Raw genomic sequence first — 16546 nt, 5'->3', positions numbered from 1 at the left:
AGAAAGAATCCCACGCATGGCGTGGGATTCGGGTAGGGCTAGCGGTTGCGCTTGTCGATCGAGTAGACGAAGGGCGCAACGATCTCGATGCTGCCGTTGGTCAGCATGTCGGCCGGCGGCTTGGGTAGCGGCTGGGCTCGACGGATCATTTCCAGGGTGGCCCGGTCGAGATCGGCGTTACCCGAGCGACCCACCAGTTCGTACGAAAGCACCTTGCCTTCGGCGTCGACGACGAAGCGCAGACGGTTCAGGCCCTCCTTGCCGCGCGACTGGGCGGCAGGCGGGTACTTCTTGTACTTGCCCAGGTGCGCCAGCAGGGTGCCTTCCCAACTGGCCTTGGCGGCGAGCTGCTGGGGCGATGGGCCGGGTGCCGGCGCCGCGGATTTCTCCGGTGGGCGGGTGGTCGGCGGTTCCTCGGAAGGTTTTTCCTCTTCCTTGGGCTTTTCCTTCTCCGGTTCCTTCTTCACTTCCGGCTTGGGCGGCTGTGGCTTGGGTTTGGGCTTGACCGGCTTGGGTACCGAAATCGCCGGTTTCGGCGCTTCGGCGAGCTTCGGCAGCGGCAGTTCTTCCTCTGGCTCCGGCGGCTTCGGCGGGGTCACCACCTTGGGCGGAGCCGGTGGTGGTGGCGCCGGCGGCAGCGGGGCCAGCTCGATCATCATCGCCTGCGGCGGCAGTTCGACCGGCTTGGACACCGACCAGTTCAGGGCGGCGAGAATCGCCACCGCATGCACACCCAGCACCAGGGCCAGGCTACCGCCGTAACGCGTCAGTTTGTGGCGCGTCGTGATCATTTCTTGGCTGCCGTCTCAAGTCCGACCAGGCCGACCTTCAGGTAACCGGCAGCACGCAGCGCGTCCATGACGTGCATCAGGTCACCGTAGTCCACACCCTTGTCGGCCTGGAAGAAGATGGTGGTGTCTTTCTTGCCGTGAGTCTTGGCATCCAGCGCCGGGCCCAGCGACTCGGCCTTGACCTCTTCCTCGCCGAGGAACAGCTTCTGGTCGGCCTTGACGCTGAGGAACACCGGTTTCTCCGGACGCGGCGACGGCTTGGCCGTCGAGGCGGGCAGGTCGACCTTGATGTCCACGGTGGCCAGGGGCGCCGCGACCATGAAGATGATCAGCAGCACCAGCATCACGTCGATGAACGGTGTGACGTTGATTTCGTGGTTCTCGGACAGATCGTCGTCCGTGCCTTCCTTCAAATGCAGACCCATGGCGGATTAACCTACCTTGACCATGTGCGGTTGGGTACCGCGCTCGGCCGGCTGGTGGTCGAGGTCGCGGCTGACCAGCAGCAGGACCTGGGCCGAAGCGTCGGAGACCTGGGCCTTGTAGCCGGCGATGGAGCGGGCGAACACGTTGTAGATCACCACCGCCGGAATCGCGGCAACCAGGCCGAGGGCGGTCGCCAGCAGGGCTTCGGCGATACCCGGGGCTACCACGGCGAGATTGGTGGTCTGGGTCTTGGCGATGCCGATGAAGCTGTTCATGATGCCCCAGACGGTACCGAACAGACCGACGAACGGTGCGGTGGAGCCGATAGTGGCCAGTACGCCGGTACCACTGCTCATGTTGCGGCCACAGGCGGCCACCAGACGCTCCAGGCGGAAGCTGACGCGTTCCTTGATGCCTTCCTTCTCGCGGCTGTTGGCCGACAGACGCATTTCCTCGAGGGCGTCGTGCACCAGCAGGTTGGCCAGGGTGCCTTCCTTGCCGGCGGTGGCGCTGGCGTCCTTGAGGGTGACGGCTTTCTTCAGGTTGGCGATTTCACCACGCAGGCGACGCTTGGCGCCCAGCAGTTCGAAGCCCTTGGCGATCCAGATGGTCCAGGTGATGATCGAGGCGATGGCCAGGCCGATCATCACCAGCTTCACGATGATGTCGGCGTTCTGGTACATGCCCCACGGGGACAGGTCGTGGGACATGCCCAGGCTGTTGCCTTCGGCTGGCGGTGCGTCGGCTGCGGAGGTGTCGGCTGGCGCGGCGTTTTCTACCGGAGCCTGTTCGGTGGCGACCGGCGTCACGGCAGGCGAGGTCGCGGCCGGGGCAGTTGGCGCGGCGGCGGTGGCAGCCGGCGCGGTATGGTTGGCCGGCTCATCGGCGAATGCGGCGGTCGGGGCCAGCAACAGGCTGAACAGCACCGCTGCCACCGAGCGCCAGGCGCGCGACGGGCTGTGGAACTGGGTTGGCGAGGCGGAGGAGTGAATGCTTGTCATGCTGGCCGGACCTGAGCGAAGTAGAAGTGGGTCTTGTCCTTCCAGGCCTCGTTGGGCCGAGAACAAATGGTTGATCATTATTGCAAGTAATTCTTGTTAACAAAAGTAATAGAGTATCTTTTTTTCTTCGATTGCTGGCCGTTCGTCCATTCCTGACGCTAGGCTGTGCCCCTTTGCGTGGAGGTTTCCGATGTCCGCTCCTTCTGTTCTGATTGCCGGCTGCGGCGATGTCGGTTCTCGCCTGGCCAGCCAATTGCTGGGCCAGGGTTGGCAGGCCTACGGTCTGCGTCGCTCGATTTCCCGTCTGCCGGAGGGCGTGCGGGGGGTGGCGGGCGATCTGTTCAGCGCGCAGCGCCCGGCGGGCTGGCCGACGGGGCCGCTGGACTATGTGGTGTATTGCGCGGCGGCGACCGACCATGACGAGGCCGGTTATCGGGCGGCCTATGTCGACGGTCTGCGGCATGTGCTGGGCTGGCTCGGGGAATCCGGGCAGCGGCCGCGGCGACTGTTGTTTGTCTCCAGCAGCAGCGTCTACGTGCAGCAGCAGGGCGAGTGGGTGGATGAAGCGTCGGCGACCGAAGCCGAGGGCTATTCCGGGCGGTTGATGCTTGAGGCCGAGCGACTGGCGCTCGACAGTGGCATTGCGGCGACCCGGGTGCGCCTGACCGGGATCTACGGGCCGGGTCGCGAGTGGCTGTTGACCCAGGTGCGCCGGGGTTATCGGGTGGCGGTCGAGCCGCCGCTGTACGGCAATCGCATTCATGCCGACGATGCAGCCGGGTTGCTGGCATTTCTGCTGGAGGCTGATCGGGCGGGCAGGGTGCTGGACGACTGCTATATCGGCGTCGATGATGCGCCGGCTCCGCTGGCCGAGGTGGTGACCTGGTTGCGTGAGTACCTCGGGGTCACCGAGTGGGATGCCGAGGCCAGCGTGCGGCGCACCGGCAGCAAGCGCTGCAGCAACGCCCGGGCCCGGGCGCTGGGCTGGGTGCCGCGCTATCCCAGTTACCGCGAGGGGTATGCGGCGATTCTCGAAGGGCGCTGCTGAGAGGCGAGCTGTGGGAGCGGTCGGGATTCTGCTGGAAGGCCGCCTCCGGCGGATCGCCAGCAAGTCGGCTCCCACATACGGGGCGTGCCCTGTAGGAGCGAGGCTTGCCCGCGAATGGGGCAGCAAGTCTTGCCCCATGCCATGGACTCTCCTACAGGATTGGTGTGGTTACTTCTCCAGTAGCCACTGGCGATTGCCGGGATAAAGCTGCGGCTGTTCGTCGGCCTGTGCCGAGTTCAGCGCCTGGAAAATCTCCAGTTGCTTGCCCTTGCGGACGAAGATCCAGGCATTGCCACGTTCGCCCTGTTGCAGCCAGATGCTGTCGTTCTCACCGCTCATCGAGGCGCAGTCACCCGCCAGGCACAGTGCATAGCGGTCGACGCCCGGCAGGCCTTCGAGGCGTCCGTCCGGGAGGAATTTCACCGTGCCGCCTTCGCCCGGGCCGCTGACGATTTTCCAGTCGCCACCCATGAACGCCGAATACAGCGCCTGCTCGAAGCTGGCCCCGACCGGCGCGTTGGCCGGCAGTTCGGTCTGGGCACGAACGAACGGCTGCTCGGGCTCGGAATCGCTGGCGCCCTGGATCAATGTCTTGCCGTCGCGGGCCAGGGAGGTACCGGCGCTGCCGTAGAAGTCGACGTGCCATTGCTTGCCGTCTGCCCGCACGTGCCCTTCGGGGCGCTCGAAACCATTGCTGTACTTGGCCTGGCCGGTGCGTGTGTCGACGCTCCACTCCAGGTTCGGCCCATAGGCCGCCAGGGCTTCGCGCAGGCTGCCCTGTTTCACGGCCGCATCGATGGCCGCCTGGTTGATCCAGGTACCGCTGACGTCATATTTGGCGGGATCGCTGGCGCAACCGCCAAGCAGGAGGGCGAACAGCGGGAGGGCTAGCGCGTTGCGCATGGTGAAGTCCTTGCAGGCGAGGCTGGCGCGCTGTCGATGGTCGCGCCAGGCAGTGCGGTGGTTCCGGAGAGGCTTATTCGAGGACCAGGACGGCGTCCATCTCGACCTGCGCGCCGCGTGGCAGCGAGGCGACGCCAATGGCGGCGCGGGCCGGGTACGGTTGTTCGAAGTACTTGCCCATGATCTCGTTGACCTTGGCGAAGTGGCCCAGGTCGGTGAGGAAGATGTTCAGCTTGACGATGTCCCTGAACGAGCCGCCGGCAGCTTCGGCCACGGCCTTGAGGTTCTCGAAGACCTGAACGGTCTGGGCTTCGAAGCCTTCCACCAGCTCCATGGTCCTGGGGTCCAGGGGGATCTGGCCGGACATGTACACCGTGTTGCCGGCCTTGATCGCCTGGGAGTAGGTACCGATGGCGGCAGGGGCCTTGTCGGTGCTGATAACGCTCTTGGTCATGAATGACTCCTTGTAATATCCGGCGCCGGGAGGCTACGCCCGCATGCGGGTGATGCGGATCACCCCGGCCAGGGCGCGCAGCTTCTTGATCACCCGGGCCAGGTGCACGCGGTCGTGCACGCTGACCACCAGTTGGACCACGCTGATGCGGCCATCGCGCTCGTCCATGCTGATTTTCTCGATATTGCCGTCGGCCGCGTTGACGCTGCTGGCCAGCAGGGCGATCAGACCACGCTGGTGTTCCAGTTCGACGCGCAGCTCGACGTTGAATTCGCCGGTGACATCCTTGGCCCAGGAGAGCTGGATGCATTTTTCCGGGTTGTGGCGGATCTCGCTGATATTGCGGCAGTTTTCCAGGTGCACCACCATGCCCTTGCCCGCCGACAGGTGACCGACGATCGGGTCGCCCGGAATCGGCGTACAGCACTTGGCATAGCTGAGCACCAGGCCTTCGGTGCCGCGGATCGCCAGCGGGCCCTCGGGGTTCGGCAACTGTTCGCCTTCGCCCATCATGCGCCGGGCCACCACGTAGGCCATGCGGTTGCCCAGGCCGATGTCCTCGAGCAGGTCCTCGATCAACTCCAGGCGGTATTCCTGGAGGATCGATTGCACGCGCTCGGCCGGAATCCTGTCCAGGGCGCTGTCGAAACCGTTGAGCACCTTGTTCAGCAGGCGCTCGCCGAGGGCGATGGATTCGGAGCGGCGTTGCAGCTTGAGGGCGTGGCGGATATGGGTACGGGCCTTGCCGGTGACCACGAAGTTGAGCCATGCCGGGTTGGGCCGGGCGCCGGGGGCGCTGACGATCTCGACCGTGGAGCCGCTTTGCAGCGGTTCGGACAGCGGGGCGAGACGGCGATTGATCCGACAGGCAATACAGCTGTTGCCCACGTCGGTGTGCACCGCGTAGGCGAAGTCGACCGCCGTGGAGCCCTTGGGCAGCTCCATGATCCGGCCCTTGGGCGTGAACACGTAGACCTCGTCCGGGAACAGGTCGATCTTCACGCTCTCGATGAATTCCAGGGAGTTGCCCGCGCGTTGCTGCATTTCCAGCACGCCCTTGACCCACTGGCGGGCGCGGGCGTGGGTGCCCTTGGGCTGCTCGTCGCCGCTGGACTTGTACAGCCAGTGGGCGGCGATGCCGTTGTTGGCCATCTCTTCCATTTCGCGGGTGCGGATCTGGATCTCGATCGGTACGCCGTGCATGCCGAACAGCGTGGTATGCAGCGACTGGTAGCCGTTGGCCTTGGGAATCGCGATGTAGTCCTTGAAGCGGCCGGGCAGCGGCTTGTACAGGTTGTGCACGGCGCCGAGCACGCGGTAACAGGTGTCGACCTTGTCGACGATGACCCGGAACGCGTAGACGTCCATGATCTCGTTGAAGGCCCGGCGCTTGCCGCGCATCTTCTTGTAGATGCCGTAGAGATGCTTCTGGCGGCCGCTGACTTCGCCCTGGATGCCGTCTACCGCCAGGCAGTGGCTGAGGGATTCCTCGATCTTGTTGACGATTTCCTTGCGGTTGCCGCGGGCGCGCTTGACCGCCTGGTAGATGCGCGCCGAGCGCATCGGGTGCATCGCCTTGAAGCCGAGGTCCTCGAACTCGATGCGTACCGCGTGCATGCCCAGGCGGTTGGCGATGGGCGCATAGATCTCGAGGGTTTCCTTGGCGATGCGCCGGCGTTTTTCCCCGGACAGCACTTCCAGGGTGCGCATGTTGTGCAGGCGATCGGCGAGCTTGACCAGGATCACGCGGATGTCGCGGGCCATGGCCATGGCCATCTTCTGGAAGTTTTCCGCCTGGGCCTCGGCCTTGGTCTCGAAGTTCATCTGGGTCAGCTTGCTGACCCCGTCGACCAGTTCGGCCACGGTTTCGCCAAACTGCGCCTGCAGCGCTTCCTTGGCGATTCCGGTGTCTTCGATCACGTCATGCAGCATCGCGGCCATCAGGCTCTGATGGTCCATGTGCATGTCGGCGAGAATGCTTGCCACCGCCAGCGGGTGCGTGACGTAGGCTTCGCCGCTGCGACGGCGCTGGCCGTCGTGGGCCTGTTCGGCGTAGAAGTACGCCCGGCGGACCAGGTTGACCTGGTCGGCACCGAGGTAGGTCGATAAGCGATCGGCGAGGGCGTCTATGCTCGGCATGAGGTTTCCCCCGGCCGAAGCCTTGTCCCCTGCGCCGTGCTACGTCGACCAGGCATAGGCTTAGACGGCCTCGTTGGACTCGTCCTCGAAAGCCGCGAACAGAGGTTCGTCTTCGACGATCTCCTCGTTGGCGATCATTTCGTAGTTCACCAGGCCTTCGGCGATTTCACGCAGGGCAACGACGGTGGGCTTGTCGTTTTCCCAGGCCACTTTCGGCTCTTTGCCGCCGGTCGCCAGTTGACGAGCACGCTTGGTGGAGAGCATGACCAGCTCGAAACGGTTATCCACGTGTTCTAGGCAGTCTTCAACGGTTACGCGGGCCATGGTGTTCCTCGTAGCAAATGCGGTAGGCGGGCTGCCCGGATGGGCGAGCGGACTCGACAGTTTAAAAAATCACCAGCGATTAGGGAAGCGCTGATTTTTCCAGCAGAGTTTCCGATGCGCCGCAAGGTGCAATGTAAAGCCCTTGCGGCGGTTTTGGAAAGTCTTTGTTGCTATGCCAGCAATTCGCTCAACAGGGCGGCGTGTTGCTGTTGCTGCGGCTGCTGTTGCAGGCGGTTGGCGCGGAAGATCGCCTTGAGGTCGTCCAGGGCGTGGGCGAAATCGTCGTTGATGATCAGGAAATCGTACTCGACGTAGTGGCTCATTTCGCTGACCGCTTCGCGCATCCGCCCTTCGATGATCTCGTCGCTGTCCTGGCCACGGTTGTTCAGGCGCTGGCGCAGGGCCTGCTGGCTCGGTGGCAGGATGAAGATCGAACGGGCCTGGGGCATCTGCCGGCGGACCTGCTGGGCGCCTTGCCAGTCGATCTCCAGGATCAGGTCATGGCCGGCGTCCAGGGTCTGCTGCAGGCTGCTCTGGGAGGTGCCGTAGAGGTTGCCGAAGACTTCGGCCTGTTCGAGGAAGTCGCCTTGTTCGCTCAGACGCAGGAACTCGCCGCGGTCGACGAAGTGGTAGTTGACCCCGTTGGTCTCGCCCGGGCGCATCGCGCGGGTGGTGTGCGAGACCGATACGCGGATCTGCGGCTGGGCGTCGATCAGGGCCTTGACCAGGCTGGTCTTGCCTGCGCCCGACGGTGCGGAAATGATGTAGAGGGTGCCAGTGCTTTGGGTCATGTCGGGGAGCCTTACTCGATATTCTGTACTTGTTCGCGCATCTGTTCGATCAACACCTTGAGGTTGACCGCGGCGGCGGTGCTGCGTGGATCGAAGGCCTTGGAGCCGAGGGTGTTGGCTTCGCGGTTGAGTTCCTGCATCAGGAAGTCCAGGCGTCGGCCGGCGGCGCCGCCGGACTTGAGCACCCGGCGCACTTCGATGATGTGGGTGCTCAGGCGGTCGAGTTCCTCGGCGACGTCGCTCTTCTGCGCCAGCAGGACCATTTCCTGTTCCAGGCGCAGCGGGTCCAGTTCGGTCTGCATGTCGGCGAAGCGGTCGAGAATCTTCTGGCGCTGGGTGGCGAGCATCTGCGGTACCTGTTCACGCAGGGTGGCGACATCTTCCTCGATCGTGGCCAGGCGCTCGTCGATCAGGCGGGCCAGTTCCGCGCCTTCGCGCTCGCGACCCTTCTTGAGCTCCTTCAGGCCATCGGCGAACAGCGCCAGGGCCTGGTTGTTCAAGGTCTGCGGGTCACTGGCGTCGGCCACCAGCACGCCGGGCCAGGCCAGGACTTCCAGCGGGTTCAGGGCGGCCGGCTGCTTGATCAGGCTGGCGACGGTCTCGGCGGCGGCGATCAGTTGCGTGGCGCGTTCGCGGTCGATCTGCAGCGGCTGGCCGCTGGTTTCCTCGGTGTAGCGCAGGGTGCATTCCAGTTTGCCGCGCGACAGGCCCTGGCGCAGGGCTTCACGCACTGCGCCCTCGAGGTCGCGGAACGATTCCGGCAGGCGCAGGTGCGGTTCCAGGTAGCGGCTGTTGACCGAGCGCAGTTCCCAGCTCAGGGTGCCCCGGGTTCCGGCACTTTCGACGCGGGCGAAGGCGGTCATGCTATGGACCATGGAAGTACCTCGCTGTTCGGGCCTGCCGGCTTTGTCGGGGCAGGCCTGATGGGTAGATTGGAGCCGACTGGCAGCAAAGGCGCAGGATTGTAGCGCAGTGCGACGGACAGCACGAAGGTCTCCTGTCTTGTGGTTGCTTGTAGGAGCCGGCCTGCCGGCGATCCGCGAAGCGGCCATCCGCAGTCGGGATGGCAGTGAAGCTGCTATTTGGCGGATGGCCGCCTGCGGCGGATCGCCAGCAAGCCGGCTCCTGCAGGAGGCGGTGACATGCCGTCGAGATTTTAGAACTGCCCAGCGCCGGCCATGACCTCTATAATGGCGGGTAGATTTCCGTCCCAGTACAGGTATTCCCAGATGAAACGTCCAAGTGGTCGCGCCGCCGATCAGCTTCGCTCGATCCGCATCACCCGCAACTACACCAAACACGCCGAGGGGTCTGTACTGGTCGAGTTCGGCGACACCAAAGTGATCTGCACGGTCAGCGTCGAGAATGGGGTGCCACGCTTCCTCAAGGGCCAGGGCCAGGGCTGGCTGACCGCCGAGTACGGCATGCTGCCACGGGCGACCGGCGAGCGTACCCAGCGCGAGGCCAGCCGTGGCAAGCAGGGCGGCCGGACCCTGGAGATCCAGCGCCTGATCGGCCGTTCGCTGCGCGCCGCGCTGGACATGTCCAAGCTCGGCGACATCACCCTGTATGTCGACTGCGATGTGATCCAGGCCGATGGCGGCACCCGCACGGCGTCGATCACCGGTTCCATGGTGGCGCTGGCCGATGCGTTGAAGGTGATCAAGAAGCGCGGTGGCCTCAAGGCCGGCAACCCGCTCAAGCAGATGATCGCCGCGGTGTCGGTGGGTATGTATCAGGGCGAGCCGGTGCTGGACCTGGACTACCTGGAGGACTCCGCCGCCGAAACCGACCTGAACGTGGTGATGACCGGCACCGGTGGCTTCATTGAAGTGCAGGGCACCGCCGAGGGTGCGCCGTTCCAGCCTGAAGAGCTGAATGCCATGCTGGAGCTGGCGAAGAAAGGCATGGGCGAGATTTTCGAATTGCAGAACGCCGCCCTGGCCGACTGATCGTCCGACCCCGTTGAAGGTCGTGGGAAAGGAGAGCGCGATGAATGAGCAGGTACCGGTGCCAACGCCGGGTCCGGAAATCCGGCAATGGGCGATGTTCTGCCATTTGTCGGCGTTTCTCGGCTACTGGTTTCCCTTCGGTAGCCTGATCGGGCCGTTGATCCTGTGGCAGATGAAGCGTGAGCAGGACCCTTTCATCGATACCCAGGGCAAGGAAGCGTTGAATTTCCAGATCACCGTGGCGGTGGCGGCGATGATCTGTTTTGCGCTGATGTTCGTGGTGGTCGGTTTCCTGCTCTTCGGCCTGCTGGCCATTGGTGCGGTGGTGCTGACCCTCATTGCCGGGATCAAGGCCAACCAGGGGATTGCCTACCGTTACCCGTTCACCTGGCGGCCGATCAAGTAGGTTGGGCAGATGCAAAAAAGCCGACATGACGTCGGCTTTTTTGTGGCTGCTGTCCCACTCAGATGGTCAGCGTCCAGTCGTAGTCCACGATCAGCGGCGCGTGCTGCGAGAAGCGCGGCTGGCGTGGCAGGCGGGCGCTGCGCACGGAACGGCGCAGACCCGGCGTCAGGATCTGGTAGTCGAAACGCCAGCCGAGGTTGAGCATCTCGGCCTGTTCGTTATCCGGCCACCAGCTGTACTGGTCGCCCTCGCGGCTGACTTCGCGCAGCGCGTCGACATAACCCATGTTGCCGAGAATCTCGTCCATCCAGGCCCGTTCCGGCGCCAGGAAGCCCGGGGACTGCTGGCTGTCGCGCCAATTCTTGATGTCGAGCTTCTGTTGCGCCACGTAGAGCGAGCCGCAATAGATGTACTCACGACGTTTGCGCCGCTGCTTGTCCAGGTAGCGGGCGAAGTCGTCCATGAGCTTGAACTTCTGGTTCAAGTCTTCATCGCCGTTCTGCCCTGATGGAAGCAGCAAGGTCGCGATGCTGACCTTGTCGAAATCGGCTTGCAGGTAGCGCCCGTAGCGGTCCGCCGTCTCGAAACCGAGACCGCTGATGACAGCCTTCGGTTGCAACCGCGAGTACAGAGCCACGCCACCTTGGGCGGGGACTTCGGCATCGCAGGCATAAAGGAAGTAGCCATCCAGTTGGAAGGCTGGGTCATCCAGTTCAAAGGCGGAGGCGCGGGTGTCCTGCAGGCAGATGACGTCGGCATTCTGGGCTTGCAGCCAACTGAGCAAACCACGCTCGACTGCCGCCTGAATACCATTGACGTTCACACTGATGATCCGCATAAATGGCCCCAAAAATCACGTGCGTGTATGATACCCGAGGTCTACCTAATTAGCTAAATTCGTGGTATTTGGGGTTTCTGCATGCAGGCGTATCAGCGCGATTTCATCCGTTTTGCCATCGATCGCGGCGTTTTGCGCTTCGGTGAGTTCACCCTGAAGTCGGGTCGTACCAGCCCCTACTTCTTCAATGCCGGCCTGTTCAACTCCGGTTCCGCGCTGGCCCAGCTGGGGCGTTTCTATGCAGCCGCCATCGTCGACAGCGGCATTCCTTTCGATGTGCTCTTCGGTCCCGCCTACAAGGGTATCCCGCTGGCGGCCGCGACCGCCGTGGCCCTGGCCGAACATCACCAGCGCGACCTGCCCTGGTGCTTCAACCGCAAGGAAGCCAAGGCCCACGGCGAAGGCGGTAGCCTGGTCGGCGCGCCACTGGCCGGCAATGTGCTGATCATCGACGACGTGATCACTGCCGGCACCGCCATCCGTGAAGTGATGCAGATCATCGGATCCCAGGACGGCGCCAAGGCCGCAGGCGTGCTGATCGCCCTGAACCGCCAGGAGCGTGGCAATGGCGAATTGTCGGCGATCCAGGAGGTCGAGCGCGACTTTGGCATTCCGGTGGTGAGCATCGTCTCGCTGAACCAGGTGCTGGAATTCCTCGCCGGCGACGAGCAACTCAAGCAGCACCTGCCCGCGGTGGAGGCCTACCGCGCGCAGTACGGGATCTGATCCCTCTTGCGCCCGGCCTGCCTGTTTCTGGCCCTGGCGCTCGGGGCCTCGTTCGCCGCATGGGCTGACGAGGTCCTATTCTATCGCTATGTCGATAACAAGGGCGTCACCGTGCTGGACCGCCAGGGCGTGCCGCCGGAGTACATCGGTAAGGGCTACCAGGTACTGAACCAGCAGGGCCGGGTGGTGCAGACCGTGGCCCCGGCGCTGACGCCCGAGCAACAGCAGCGCAAGCAGGCCGAGAAGGCCCAGGCGGATGCCAATGCCCAATTGCTGCAGCGCTATTCCAGTGTCGAGGAAGTCGACAAGGCCCAGGCCCGCAAGCTGGCCGAGCTGGATGCGCTGATTGCCAACGTGCGGAACAACCTCCAGGCGCTGCTGGCCCAGCAGACAGGCCTGCAGGGCCAGGCGGCGGAGCAGGAACGTGCCGGCAAGGAGGTTTCGCCGGAGCTGCTGGCGCAACTCGGCGGTCTGCGGGATGAGCAGGTGCGAATGAAGGCCGATATTGCCCGCTATCAGGCCGCACGGGCCGAGGCCCAGCGGGACTTCGCCGCAGACCGGGCACGAGTCGAGCAGTTGTTGCGCTGAACTGGCAGCCATGAAAAAGCCCCGCCCGGTTTCCCGGTGCGGGGCTTTTTCATGATGGGCGGATCAGTGACGCTTGCGGTTGCTGATCAGGGTGCCCATGCCGGTGTCGGTGAAGATCTCCAGCAGGACCGCGTTCGGTACCCGGCCGTCGATGATCAGCGAACTGCCGACGCCACCCTGTACCGCTTCCAGGGCGCACTGGATCTTCGGCAGCATGCCACCGTAGATGGTGCCGTCGGCGATCAGTGCGTTGACCTGGTCGGTGCTCAGGCCGGTCAGGACCTTGCCTTCCTTGTCCAGCAGGCCGGCGATGTTGGTCAGCAGCATCAGCTTCTCGGCCTTCAGGGCCTCGGCGATCTTGCCGGCCACCAAGTCGGCGTTGATGTTGTAGGACTCGCCATTGGCACCGACGCCGATCGGCGCGATCACCGGAATGAAATCGCCCTTGACCAGCAGGTTCAGCAGGTCGGTGTTGATCCCGACCACTTCGCCCACCTGGCCGTAGTCGATGATTTCCGGTGCGGTCATCTCCGGGGTCTGGCGGGTGACGGTGAGCTTCTTCGCGCGAATCAGTTCCGCGTCCTTGCCGGTCAGGCCGATGGCGCTGCCGCCGTGGCGGTTGATCAGGTTGACGATGCTCTTGTTCACCTGGCCGCCGAGGACCATTTCCACCACGTCCATGGTCTGGGCGTCGGTGACGCGCATCCCGTCGACGAAATGGCTCTCGATGGACAACCGCTTGAGCAGGTCGCCGATCTGCGGGCCGCCGCCGTGCACGACCACCGGGTTGATGCCCACGGCCTTCATCAGCACGATATCGCGGGCGAAGCCGGTCTTGAGCTCTTCGCTTTCCATAGCGTTGCCGCCGTACTTGATCACCAGCGTCTTGCCGACGTATCGGCGGATGTAGGGCAACGCTTCGGAAAGGACCTTGGCGGTGTTGGCAGCGGCTTCGCGTTCGAGGGTCATTCAGGGCTCCGGTGAAACAGGTGGTCAGGCGGTGTTCTACACCGCCCGGATGTCAGAACGGTAGTTGGAGATCGGGTGCAACACGTTTGAGCTGGGCGTGGAACACGTCCTTGATACGCTGCAGCTCATCCTCGGTATCGGCCTCGAAGCGCAGGACCAGCACCGGCGTGGTGTTGGATGCGCGCACCAGGCCCCAGCCTTTGGGGTAGTCGACCCGGACACCGTCGATGGTGGTCAGGTTGGCGTCGCCCCATTGTGCGTCGTGCAGCGCTTCAATGATGCTGAATTTGCCCTCGTCGGTCACATTAATGTTGATTTCCGGCGTGGAAATATCGTTCGGGAAGGTCGCGAACAGCTCCTCTGCCGTGGATTTCTCCTGGCTGAGGATCTCCAGCAGGCGCGCGGCGCTGTAGATGCCGTCGTCGAAACCGAACCAGCGCTCCTTGAAGAATACGTGGCCGCTCATTTCGCCGGCGAGCAGGGCGCCGCTCTGTTTCATTTTCTTCTTGATCAACGAATGACCGGTCTTCCACATGACCGGGCGACCGCCATATTCCTGGATAAGCGGGATCAGGCGCCGGGTGCACTTGACGTCGAAGATGATATCCGCGCCGGGGTTGCGCGACACCACGTCCTTGGCGAACAGCATCAGCAGGCGGTCGGGGTAGACGATGCTGCCGGTGTTGGTCACCACGCCGACGCGGTCGCCGTCACCGTCGAAGGCCAGGCCGAGATCGGCGTTGGTTTCCTTGACCTTGGCGATCAGGTCTTCGAGGTTTTCCGGCTTGCCCGGATCCGGGTGATGGTTGGGGAAGTTGCCGTCGACCTCGCAGAACAGCGGAATCACTTCGCAGCCCAGTGCCTCGATCAGTTGCGGCGCGATCACGCCGGCGGCGCCGTTGCCGCAGTCGACCACCACCTTGAGCTTCTTCGCCAGCACGATGTCCTCGCGGATCTGCCGGAAGTAGCGATCGAGGATCTCGACCTTCTCGATGCTGCCCTTGCCGCTGCTCAGGTCGTTGGTCTTCAGGCGCGTGTGCAGGGCCTGGATCTGTTCGTTGGCCAGGGTGTCGCCGGCGATGATGATCTTGAAACCGTTGTAGTTCGACGGGTTGTGGCTGCCGGTCAGCATCACCCCGGACTTGCCCGCCAGCACGTTGGCCGCATAGTACAGGGCCGGGGTCGGCACCAGGCCGACGTCGCTGACGTGGCAGCCGCTGTCGTGCAGGCCCTGGATCAGTTGCTGGACCAGTTCCGGACCGGACAGGCGGCCGTCGCGGCCGACCGAGACATGGGGTTCGCCCTGGGCCAGGCTCTGCGAGCCGATGGCACGGCCGATCCAGTAGGCGGTCTCGCCGTTCAGGGTTTCCGGGACGGTGCCGCGGATGTCGTAGGCGCGGAAAATGCTGTCTGGGAAAGTCGGTACGGTGCTGTTCATGGGTTGAGGGTGCTCCGTTCTCAGGAAGTCCTGGTGTTCGTCGAGAATGTCGATATCAAGGATGTCGACACCTTGGAATGGCGGATCGGTCCAGTTGGCACCGTGGGTGTCGGGCTGGATCGGCTCCGGGGCATTGCTGGTCGTCTGGCCCGGGTTGATGCCGGCGGGGTCCGTGGCGGCGGTAGGCTGGCCGTTGCGTTGGGAGAAACGCGCCAGTTCCTGCGCCAGTCCATTCAGGGCCGGCAGGCTCAAACTGAAGGCTTTGACGGCTTTTCCGCTGGAGAGTTCGTGAAACAGCTGTTCCAACTGTCGGGCATCGTCGTCGAGGCGGCGTTGCAGGCGTCGGTGGGTCAGCCGGATCGCCAGTGCGGTGCTGCCGAGCACCAGTACGGTGGCCAGCAGCAGGAAGCCGTAGGCACTGAGCGGGTAGCCGAATTGGTAGGCTGGCCCCGGACTGTATTTGAGCGTCCAGTTGCCGTTGCCGGTGCCGAAGGGGTAACTGTCGGCCGATGCGGCGGTGCCGCGCTGGTCGAGCACCTGCTCCGGGCTGCCGAGAATGCTTTGGGTCAGTTGCAGCGAACCGCTACCTGGTTGCCAGTGGCTCAGGGACTGAAGCAGCCGTTGCAGGTCGAAGACCAGCAGCAGGGTACCGGCGACCGGTGAGTCGGGTCTCTCGTGCAATGTCGCGACGCTGTAGACCAGCCAGCGCTGGCCGATCCTGTAGGCTTCCGGCGCGGGCCGGGCGCCACGCTCGGCACGGTGGATCAGGTCCAGGGCCGAGAAGTTGAGTGGTGCGGCACGATCGGTGAGCGGTTGGGCGGCGTCGCGCAGGTTCAGTTGCGCATCCACCAGGCCGGGCAGATGGCGCAGGTTGTTTTCCGCCGCCTTTACGGCATTGCCGTCCGTGCTTTGCAGGACCTTGAGCAGGGCTGGATCGAGCGCAGCGGCCGCGGTCTGGGCGATCAGGTCGGTCGTGGCCTGGCTCAGCCCCGAGGCAGCGGTGGCGCCGGCTGCTTGCGCCAACTGCGAGCGAAAGGTGTCGTTCCAGGGCGCCAGCACGCCAAACCAGAGCAGCGCCATCGCCAGAAGCACACCGCCGAGGGCGATTTTCAGGCCTGGCAGCAGTGGATTGGCGGCCTCGTTCGAAGACGGCTGGTCATGGTGTCCGGGTCCGTTGCCGGTCTTTGCACTGCGCTTGATGCCTCTCAAATACCGCCTCCGCGAAACTCATCCTGAACTGCCGCGCGAATCGTCCTGGCCGGTTTCTCGGCACCGGCCAGGATCAGCGTAGGTCAATGGCTGCCCGAATGCCCGAAGCCGCCCGCACCGCGTTGGGTTTCGTCGAAGTCCTGGACCAGTTCGAAGTGCGCCTGGACCACCGGTACCAGTACCAGTTGGGCGATGCGCTCGCCGACGGCGATGGTGAAGGCGCTCTGGCCGCGGTTCCAGCAGGAGACCATCAGTTCGCCCTGGTAGTCCGAGTCGATCAGGCCCACCAGGTTGCCGAGGACGATACCGTGTTTGTGGCCCAGGCCCGAGCGCGGCAGGATCAGTGCGGCCAGGCCCGGATCGCCGATGTAGACCGACAGGCCGGTGGGGATCAGCAAGGTCTGGCCCGGTTCCAGTACGGTGTCCTGCCGCAGCATGGCGCGCAGGTCGAGGCCGGCGGAGCCGGGCGTGGCGTACTGCGGCAGGGGGAATTCGCTGCCGATGCGCGGGTCGAGGATCTTGGCTTGCAAAGCGTGCATGGGG

18 protein-coding genes are annotated in these 16546 nt (G+C 64.2%); 5 read left to right on the top strand and 13 right to left on the bottom strand.

The window, feature by feature from the left end:
• Nucleotides 1-38 precede the first annotated feature (38 nt).
• The 3 genes from K675_RS0101285 to exbB are packed head-to-tail and all read right to left on the bottom strand — an operon-like array spanning nucleotide 39 to nucleotide 2218.
• On the bottom strand, nucleotides 39-791 hold the full coding sequence (locus K675_RS0101285) for an energy transducer TonB family protein (protein ID WP_017901698.1): 753 nt from the start codon (nucleotides 789-791) through the stop codon (nucleotides 39-41).
• Nucleotides 788-1216 carry a TonB system transport protein ExbD gene (gene exbD, locus K675_RS0101280; protein ID WP_017901697.1) on the bottom strand — a complete coding sequence of 143 codons (429 nt, stop codon included), beginning with the start codon at nucleotides 1214-1216 and terminating at the stop codon, nucleotides 788-790. The genes K675_RS0101285 and exbD overlap by 4 nt, the downstream gene beginning before the upstream one ends.
• Before the next feature lie 6 nt (nucleotides 1217-1222).
• The gene (gene exbB, locus K675_RS0101275) at nucleotides 1223-2218 is read right to left on the bottom strand and encodes a tonB-system energizer ExbB (RefSeq protein ID WP_017901696.1); all 996 of its coding nucleotides are present in this window, start codon (nucleotides 2216-2218) and stop codon (nucleotides 1223-1225) included.
• Between the two features lie 190 nt (nucleotides 2219-2408).
• Here exbB and K675_RS0101270 point away from each other — a divergent pair, with 190 nt between their 5' ends.
• Entirely contained in the window at nucleotides 2409-3266 is an 858-nt protein-coding gene (locus tag K675_RS0101270; protein ID WP_017901695.1) for an SDR family oxidoreductase, read from the top strand.
• Nucleotides 3267-3434: 168 nt separating this feature from the next.
• Here the strand turns inward: K675_RS0101270 and K675_RS0101265 are convergent, their stop codons facing one another.
• The 6 genes from K675_RS0101265 to K675_RS0101240 all read right to left on the bottom strand — a co-directional run bounded on the left by K675_RS0101265 (nucleotide 3435) and on the right by K675_RS0101240 (nucleotide 8752).
• Entirely contained in the window at nucleotides 3435-4169 is a 735-nt protein-coding gene (locus tag K675_RS0101265; RefSeq protein WP_017901694.1) for a hypothetical protein, read from the bottom strand.
• Nucleotides 4170-4242: 73 nt separating this feature from the next.
• The gene (locus K675_RS0101260) at nucleotides 4243-4623 is read right to left on the bottom strand and encodes a RidA family protein (protein ID WP_017901693.1); all 381 of its coding nucleotides are present in this window, start codon (nucleotides 4621-4623) and stop codon (nucleotides 4243-4245) included.
• A 33-nt stretch (nucleotides 4624-4656) separates the two neighbouring features.
• Nucleotides 4657-6762 (bottom strand): bifunctional GTP diphosphokinase/guanosine-3',5'-bis pyrophosphate 3'-pyrophosphohydrolase, encoded by a 2106-nt coding sequence (gene spoT / locus K675_RS0101255; RefSeq protein ID WP_017901692.1) that lies wholly within the window; start codon nucleotides 6760-6762, stop codon nucleotides 4657-4659.
• Nucleotides 6763-6822: 60 nt separating this feature from the next.
• Nucleotides 6823-7086 carry a DNA-directed RNA polymerase subunit omega gene (rpoZ, locus tag K675_RS0101250; protein ID WP_026144814.1) on the bottom strand — a complete coding sequence of 88 codons (264 nt, stop codon included), beginning with the start codon at nucleotides 7084-7086 and terminating at the stop codon, nucleotides 6823-6825.
• 170 nt (nucleotides 7087-7256) lie between these two features.
• Nucleotides 7257-7877 (bottom strand): guanylate kinase, encoded by a 621-nt coding sequence (gene gmk / locus K675_RS0101245; protein ID WP_017901690.1) that lies wholly within the window; start codon nucleotides 7875-7877, stop codon nucleotides 7257-7259.
• An 11-nt stretch (nucleotides 7878-7888) separates the two neighbouring features.
• On the bottom strand, nucleotides 7889-8752 hold the full coding sequence (locus K675_RS0101240) for a YicC/YloC family endoribonuclease (RefSeq protein WP_026144813.1): 864 nt from the start codon (nucleotides 8750-8752) through the stop codon (nucleotides 7889-7891).
• Between the two features lie 354 nt (nucleotides 8753-9106).
• Here K675_RS0101240 and rph point away from each other — a divergent pair, with 354 nt between their 5' ends.
• Together rph and K675_RS0101230 are read left to right on the top strand one after the other, a co-directional pair.
• Nucleotides 9107-9829 carry a ribonuclease PH gene (gene rph / locus K675_RS0101235; protein ID WP_017901688.1) on the top strand — a complete coding sequence of 241 codons (723 nt, stop codon included), beginning with the start codon at nucleotides 9107-9109 and terminating at the stop codon, nucleotides 9827-9829.
• A 40-nt stretch (nucleotides 9830-9869) separates the two neighbouring features.
• A complete protein-coding gene (locus K675_RS0101230; protein ID WP_017901687.1) occupies nucleotides 9870-10235 on the top strand; it encodes a DUF4870 domain-containing protein in 366 nt (121 codons plus the stop codon).
• 58 nt (nucleotides 10236-10293) lie between these two features.
• Here K675_RS0101230 and K675_RS0101225 read toward each other — a convergent pair whose 3' ends face one another.
• Nucleotides 10294-11073: an exodeoxyribonuclease III gene (locus K675_RS0101225; RefSeq protein ID WP_017901686.1), complete on the bottom strand. Its 780-nt coding sequence runs from the start codon at nucleotides 11071-11073 to the stop codon at nucleotides 10294-10296.
• An 81-nt stretch (nucleotides 11074-11154) separates the two neighbouring features.
• Here K675_RS0101225 and pyrE point away from each other — a divergent pair, with 81 nt between their 5' ends.
• Together pyrE and K675_RS0101215 are read left to right on the top strand one after the other, a co-directional pair.
• Complete coding sequence (gene pyrE, locus K675_RS0101220) at nucleotides 11155-11799, top strand: orotate phosphoribosyltransferase (protein ID WP_017901685.1); 645 nt, start codon at nucleotides 11155-11157, stop codon at nucleotides 11797-11799.
• 6 nt (nucleotides 11800-11805) lie between these two features.
• Nucleotides 11806-12387: a hypothetical protein gene (locus K675_RS0101215; RefSeq protein WP_017901684.1), complete on the top strand. Its 582-nt coding sequence runs from the start codon at nucleotides 11806-11808 to the stop codon at nucleotides 12385-12387.
• 63 nt (nucleotides 12388-12450) lie between these two features.
• On the opposite strand, the gene argB is transcribed toward K675_RS0101215, so the two are convergent.
• The 3 genes from argB to dut form a co-directional block, all read right to left on the bottom strand.
• Nucleotides 12451-13356, bottom strand: coding sequence for an acetylglutamate kinase (argB, locus tag K675_RS0101210; protein ID WP_017901683.1), 906 nt, complete (start codon nucleotides 13354-13356; stop codon nucleotides 12451-12453).
• A gap of 52 nt (nucleotides 13357-13408) precedes the next feature.
• On the bottom strand, nucleotides 13409-14794 hold the full coding sequence (gene algC, locus K675_RS33300; protein ID WP_198291600.1) for a phosphomannomutase/phosphoglucomutase: 1386 nt from the start codon (nucleotides 14792-14794) through the stop codon (nucleotides 13409-13411).
• Nucleotides 14795-16086: 1292 nt separating this feature from the next.
• On the bottom strand, nucleotides 16087-16542 hold the full coding sequence (gene dut, locus K675_RS0101200; RefSeq protein ID WP_017901681.1) for a dUTP diphosphatase: 456 nt from the start codon (nucleotides 16540-16542) through the stop codon (nucleotides 16087-16089).
• Between the last annotated feature and the right edge of the window lie 4 nt (nucleotides 16543-16546).

This window comes from Pseudomonas fuscovaginae SE-1 (genome assembly GCF_000364705.1).
Taxonomy (GTDB): Bacteria; Pseudomonadota; Gammaproteobacteria; order Pseudomonadales; family Pseudomonadaceae; genus Aquipseudomonas; species Aquipseudomonas fuscovaginae_A.
This window is presented reverse-complemented; position numbering and strand designations above follow the sequence as displayed.

Excerpts from the sequence above, each read along its gene's own strand:
- gmk (WP_017901690.1), bottom strand. The coding sequence starts at position 7,877 with ATGACCCAAAGCACTGGCACCCTCTACATCATTTCCGCACCGTCGGGC.
- K675_RS0101230 (WP_017901687.1), top strand. The coding sequence starts at position 9,870 with ATGAATGAGCAGGTACCGGTGCCAACGCCGGGTCCGGAAATCCGGCAA.
- exbD (WP_017901697.1), bottom strand. The coding sequence starts at position 1,216 with ATGGGTCTGCATTTGAAGGAAGGCACGGACGACGATCTGTCCGAGAAC.
- pyrE (WP_017901685.1), top strand. The coding sequence starts at position 11,155 with ATGCAGGCGTATCAGCGCGATTTCATCCGTTTTGCCATCGATCGCGGC.
- dut (WP_017901681.1), bottom strand. The coding sequence starts at position 16,542 with ATGCACGCTTTGCAAGCCAAGATCCTCGACCCGCGCATCGGCAGCGAA.
- K675_RS0101260 (WP_017901693.1), bottom strand. The coding sequence starts at position 4,623 with ATGACCAAGAGCGTTATCAGCACCGACAAGGCCCCTGCCGCCATCGGT.
- exbB (WP_017901696.1), bottom strand. The coding sequence starts at position 2,218 with ATGACAAGCATTCACTCCTCCGCCTCGCCAACCCAGTTCCACAGCCCG.
- K675_RS0101225 (WP_017901686.1), bottom strand. The coding sequence starts at position 11,073 with ATGCGGATCATCAGTGTGAACGTCAATGGTATTCAGGCGGCAGTCGAG.
- K675_RS0101265 (WP_017901694.1), bottom strand. The coding sequence starts at position 4,169 with ATGCGCAACGCGCTAGCCCTCCCGCTGTTCGCCCTCCTGCTTGGCGGT.
- K675_RS0101240 (WP_026144813.1), bottom strand. The coding sequence starts at position 8,752 with ATGGTCCATAGCATGACCGCCTTCGCCCGCGTCGAAAGTGCCGGAACC.
- K675_RS0101285 (WP_017901698.1), bottom strand. The coding sequence starts at position 791 with ATGATCACGACGCGCCACAAACTGACGCGTTACGGCGGTAGCCTGGCC.
- rph (WP_017901688.1), top strand. The coding sequence starts at position 9,107 with ATGAAACGTCCAAGTGGTCGCGCCGCCGATCAGCTTCGCTCGATCCGC.
- K675_RS0101270 (WP_017901695.1), top strand. The coding sequence starts at position 2,409 with ATGTCCGCTCCTTCTGTTCTGATTGCCGGCTGCGGCGATGTCGGTTCT.
- argB (WP_017901683.1), bottom strand. The coding sequence starts at position 13,356 with ATGACCCTCGAACGCGAAGCCGCTGCCAACACCGCCAAGGTCCTTTCC.
- algC (WP_198291600.1), bottom strand. The coding sequence starts at position 14,794 with ATGAACAGCACCGTACCGACTTTCCCAGACAGCATTTTCCGCGCCTAC.
- spoT (WP_017901692.1), bottom strand. The coding sequence starts at position 6,762 with ATGCCGAGCATAGACGCCCTCGCCGATCGCTTATCGACCTACCTCGGT.
- rpoZ (WP_026144814.1), bottom strand. The coding sequence starts at position 7,086 with ATGGCCCGCGTAACCGTTGAAGACTGCCTAGAACACGTGGATAACCGT.